5 protein-coding genes are annotated in these 4,732 nt (G+C 67.7%); 1 reads left to right on the top strand and 4 read right to left on the bottom strand.

Annotated elements, in window-relative coordinates; translation table 11 throughout:
* Positions 1 to 84: 84 nt before the first annotated feature.
* The 4 genes from QSK35_RS42475 to QSK35_RS42490 are packed head-to-tail and all read right to left on the bottom strand — an operon-like array spanning position 85 to position 3,505.
* Positions 85 to 1,476 (bottom strand): alkaline phosphatase D family protein, encoded by a 1,392-nt coding sequence (locus QSK35_RS42475; protein WP_285754127.1) that lies wholly within the window; start codon positions 1,474 to 1,476, stop codon positions 85 to 87.
* 45 nt (positions 1,477 to 1,521) lie between these two features.
* Positions 1,522 to 2,721: a DUF2252 family protein gene (locus tag QSK35_RS42480; protein ID WP_285754128.1), complete on the bottom strand. Its 1,200-nt coding sequence runs from the start codon at positions 2,719 to 2,721 to the stop codon at positions 1,522 to 1,524.
* A 4-nt stretch (positions 2,722 to 2,725) separates the two neighbouring features.
* Positions 2,726 to 3,130 (bottom strand): SsgA family sporulation/cell division regulator, encoded by a 405-nt coding sequence (locus QSK35_RS42485; protein WP_285754129.1) that lies wholly within the window; start codon positions 3,128 to 3,130, stop codon positions 2,726 to 2,728.
* Positions 3,131 to 3,166: 36 nt separating this feature from the next.
* Positions 3,167 to 3,505: a VOC family protein gene (locus QSK35_RS42490; protein ID WP_285754130.1), complete on the bottom strand. Its 339-nt coding sequence runs from the start codon at positions 3,503 to 3,505 to the stop codon at positions 3,167 to 3,169.
* Between the two features lie 182 nt (positions 3,506 to 3,687).
* On the opposite strand from QSK35_RS42490, the gene QSK35_RS42495 reads away from it, so the two are divergent.
* Positions 3,688 to 4,362, top strand: coding sequence for a helix-turn-helix transcriptional regulator (locus QSK35_RS42495; protein WP_352244207.1), 675 nt, complete (start codon positions 3,688 to 3,690; stop codon positions 4,360 to 4,362).
* The last annotated feature ends 370 nt before the right edge of the window (positions 4,363 to 4,732 follow it).

The raw sequence follows: 4,732 nt of genomic DNA on the forward strand, positions 1-4,732 counted from the left end.
CGTCGATGCGGCGTTTGCGAGCCTGTCCGACGAGTTTTGTACCCGATCTGTACCGGATGATCTTGGGAAGGCCTAAGACGCTGGTCACGCCACTTCGACTACCCGTCGAGACTGGTTCTTGTAGAACTTCACGTGCGGGTTGAGCGGCTGCGGCGAGGTCTCGGCCGCGTTGCCGTCACCGCTGGACGTGACGGACGTGGTCACCAGCTCGGTGCCGATGATCTTGTCCTGGGTCCGGTAGTCGAGCATGAGGTTGCTGGCCCAGCTGCGGTGCACGTCGCCGGTGAGCACGACGGTGCCGCGGTTGCCGGACGCGTCCCAGCCCTTCTGAATGCGGTCGCGGTTGGCCGTGTAGCCGTCCCACGAGTCCATGCTCTTGGCGCCGTCGGAGCTCGCCAGCTTCTGGGCGAAGAACACCTGCTGGCCGAGGAAGTCCCACGTGCCGAGCTTCTGCCGCATGCCGTCGAGCAGCCACGACTCCTGGCTCGTGCCGGTGATCGTGCGCGTCGGGCTGTCGGCCTCGGGGCAGACCTTCGTGCCGTCGCCGCACGCCTGGTCGTCGCGGTACTGCCGGGTGTCGAGCAGGTGGAACGTGGCGAGGCTGCCCCACCGGATCCGCCGGTGCAGCAACAGGTTCTCGTTCACCGGTGCCTGCGCGGCCCGCAGCGGCATGTGCTCGTAGTACGCCTTGTAGGCGGCGGCCCGTCGGGCCCGGAAGTCACCGGCGGGGGAGCTGTCGTTGCGCACGAGGTTGGCGTAGTTATTTTCGACCTCGTGGTCGTCCCACACCACGAGCCACGGCGCGGCGGCGTGCGCGGCCTGCAGGTCCGGGTCCGTCTTGTACTGCGCGTGCCGCACGCGGTAGTTGGCCAGCGTGCTGATCTCCACGGCGGGCGCGTGCTTGCGGACCGACGTGGTGCTCGCGGCGCCCTCGTAGATGTAGTCGCCGAGGTGCAGGATCAGGTCCGGGTTCTCCTCGGCCATCCGCCGGTACGCGGTGAAGTAGCCGGCCTCGAAGTGCGAGCAGGACGTGAAGAGCATGGTGAGCGCGGGGCTGGTGCCCGGCTGCGGGGCCGTGAGCGCCCGGCCCGTCTGGGAGATGTGACCTTCCGCCCGGAAGCGGTAGTGGTACTCGCGGCCGGGTTGCAGGCCGCCGACCTCGACGTGGACGCTGTGCGCACTGGCCGGCACGGCGGTGAACGTGCCGGTGCGGACGAGTTGGGTGAAGTTCCGGTCGGTCGCGACCTGCCACTCGACGCTGATCGAGGTGCTCGGCATGCCACCGAGGCCGTCGGCGTTGAGCGGGCTGGGGGCGAGCCTGGTCCAGATGACGAACCCGTCCGGTGCGGGCTCGCCGGAGGCGACGCCGAGCGTGAACGGGTAGCTGATCGCGTTGGCGCTGCTCGTGGCGAGTGTGGTGGCGCCGACGCCGGTGAGGCTTCCGAGGATGAAGGTCCGTCTCCGTAACGCGGTCATGCCTGGAATGCCTACTCCCCGCCGGTAAAGACGGGCCAAACACGATCAGAAGGTTGGCCGCCCGGCGTCGTGCGCCTGCTTGTACGCGCGCCAGTCCCGCTCCACCTGGTCGGCGTACCGCGTCGCGAACTCGCGGGTCTCCTTGCGCAGTCCGGGAATGGACGTGATCGCGTCGTCGATCGCCGCGTCCGCGTCGTAGTTGACGCCGGTGCCGGGAATGTCCTTGTCAGCGCGCGTGTGTGCCGCGGCCAGCAGCCGGGCCAGGTCGCGGGCGGAGTTGTCCCAGTCCTCGAAGCTCGTGAGGTCGTCGATGCTGAGGTCCTCGGCGAACGGCGACTTCTCCTTGACCAGCACGGGCACCGTACCGACGGTCACCCACGTCGCTTCCGCGGACCCGTTCACCAGCCAGCCGAGCGTCTGGGCCGGGCGTTGTCCGCCATCAGGTTCCTGCTTGAGCTCGAGGATCTGGTCGTCGGTAAGGACGTACCAGCGGAACCGGCCGAGGCTGCCGGTGCCGGCGCGGGTCCTTCGTTTGATGTCCTTGATGTTCGTCTTGAGGGCGTCGGCGATGTCGTTCTTGGTCTGCTGGTCCACGTCTTCGAGTTCGTCGCCCTTGAGCTTCCCGTCGCTGGTCCACTTCTTGAGGAACTTGGCCCTGGTGTCTTTGTCCGACTTGTCGATCAGTTCGCGCGTGAGGCCTTCGCTGTTCTTCTCGGTGAGCCGCCAGGTGAGCTCCTCGTTGTCCTCGCGGAACTTCTGCACCCACTTGGCGTAGTCGCCGACGAACCGGTCGACGTGCGCCCTGATCTCGTCCGCGGGCAGTTCGGCGTGCCGGCCGGCGAGCACGATGGACGTGGCGGCGCGGCGGACATCCCAGGTCCAGGAGCCCCGGCGGGAGTCGTCGGTGTCGTTGAATGCGAACTGACCGTTGTCGGCGCCGGTGTTCTCCAGGTGCGGGTCGCCGAGCAGCCAGATGTCGTCGCCGCCCGTCGCGTACCGGGAGGGCGGGAGTTCCGCGAGATCGCGGTAGAAGAGCGGGGAGGTGCCGCGGAAGAACGACCAGGCACTGTCCGAGAGCTTGTCGGCTCTGGTTCTGAGGTCGTCGTCCGTGGCGCCGTGGTTCAGGACATGAAGTTCGTGATCTTTGCCGACGACGAACGCGACCGGGTCGCGCTCCAGCTTGTCGACGGGGAAGTTGACGCTGGCCCCGGCGACGAGGGCGACTACGACCGCGACGACGCGCACATGTCTATTGTGCGAGCAGGCGGCGCAGTTCGGCGTCGAAATCGAAGTGGTCGGACTCGCGTCCCGGCGCCACGACGTCGTAGGTCGAGTTGAGGAACGCCTGCAACTCGCTGGACCGGACGTGGAACACCGCGTGGCCGTTGTCCGAGCACAGCTCGAGAACCGCCATCTCGCTGGTGTACGGACGCAACCGCACGTCCCCGCCGCCGCTCCTGGTGATCAGCCCGTCCGCGAGCAGGTCCCGGCTGACCAGCCAGGTGGTCTCCTGCTCGGCCATGCGAAAGGTCATCGACACGGCGTGCGGATCCTCGGCCCGGTAGGCGAGCTCCACGTCCACCGGCACGGGGCGGCCGGCGGGGGTGATGAACGCGAACACCAGCTCGGCGCCGGCGCGGGTCACGTTGGTCATGTCCATGTACCTAGGACGCGTGACCCGCGCCGGGGTTCAGTTGGATGTGGTGAGGCAGAACGGATGCCCCTCCGGGTCGCGCAGCACGACCCACTTGTCGCCGCCCGGCTGGAAGTCTGGCCTGGTCGCACCCAACTTGATCAGGTCTTCGGCCTGCTTCAGGTCCTCGACGCTCAGGTCGAGGTGTGCGTGCTTCGCGTCGTCCGGCCAGCTCGGGCCCCGGTAGTTCTCGACGCGCTGGAACGCGAGGCGGTCGCCGAGGTACACGAAGTCGTCGTCGCTGTAGGTGATCTCCCACCCCAGTACCGCTTTGTAGAAGTCGGCGAGCTTCCTCGGGTCGGCGCAGTCGATCACGAACGTGCTGAGTTGTGTCATGTCTCTGAGCTTGGTCCGGGTCTTGCTGTGGTCCTTGAACATCCTTGCGCCCGTTTTTGTCAGACCCCCGGCGTAGCTTCCAGTACATGCGCACCACAACTGCTCTCGCGTCCGGGCCGGGCTTCGCCATCACTGCCGTGACCTGCCGGGACTCCCATGTGTGTTGGTCGGATCCTGCGGAGGTGCCCTCCGTCTACCGCCTCGTTCTCGTGCGACGTGGCCGGTTCCGCAGACGGACGCGGGCCGGTCCGGTGGACGTCGACCCGACGTTCGCCTACCTCGGTGTGCCGGACGAGGAGGAGCACTTCGCCCACCCGGCGGGCGGAGATGTGTGCACGGCGATCGCTTTAAGTGCCGGGTTGTGGGAGTCGTTGCGTCTGGGTGCGCGGTCGACCGTCTACGTCGATTCCCTTGTGGACCTGGCGCACCGGCGCCTGCTGGTCGCTGCTCGGTCCGGTGATCACTCCTACCTTCTGGCGGAGCGATTGGTCGGGTTGCTGGGTGGTGCCTGCGGGGGTGCGGTCGTGTCGTCGCCTGGGGATCAGGCGCTCGTCGGACGGGCGCGGGCGGCTGTTCACGACGACGATCCGGGTGGGCTGCTGCCGCTGGCCGCTCTGCTCGGGGTGTCGCCGTACCGGCTTTCGCGGGTGTTCTCGCGGGAGGTCGGGGTTTCGCTGACTCGGTATCGCAACCGGGTGCGGGTGGGGAAGGCGCTGGATCGGATCGAGCAGGGGGAGGTGGGACTGACTGCGCTGGCGGCTTCGCTGGGGTTTGCCGATCAGGCGCACTTGACGCGGACGGTGCGGTCGTTGACGGGGGAGACGCCTTCGGGGTTGCGGCGGTTGTTGGTTCGGTGAGGGGTGCTGCCGGTCCGTGATGGCGGTGTCATTGGGGCACTGCCAGCCGCACCGGACGCGGACGGGGCTTTGGCTGACCGCCGAGCCCTCGGCGTCGCGGCGGCCGACTTGGCGCACTGTGGCGGGCTGTCCATTCCCTGAGCGTCGACCCGCGGGCTTGTGTCGCTGATCGCTGACTTCGGGTCTTGTGTCGCTGATCGCTGGCTTCGGGTCTTGTGTCGCTGATCGTCGGCTTCCGGTGTCGTGTCGCTGATCGTCGGCTTCCGGTGTCGTGTCGCTGATCGTCGGCTTCCGGTGTCGTGTCGCTGATCGTCGGCTTCCGGTGTCGTGTCGCTGATCGTCGGCTTCCGGTGTCGTGTCGCTGATCGTC

It is taken from the genome of Lentzea sp. NBRC 105346, assembly GCF_030269605.1.
Taxonomy (GTDB): domain Bacteria; phylum Actinomycetota; class Actinomycetes; order Mycobacteriales; family Pseudonocardiaceae; genus Lentzea.

Coding starts and splice junctions, on each gene's coding strand:
- QSK35_RS42485 (WP_285754129.1), bottom strand. CDS start 3,130: ATGACCAACGTGACCCGCGCCGGCGCCGAGCTGGTGTTCGCGTTCATC.
- QSK35_RS42490 (WP_285754130.1), bottom strand. CDS start 3,505: ATGACACAACTCAGCACGTTCGTGATCGACTGCGCCGACCCGAGGAAG.
- QSK35_RS42475 (WP_285754127.1), bottom strand. CDS start 1,476: ATGACCGCGTTACGGAGACGGACCTTCATCCTCGGAAGCCTCACCGGC.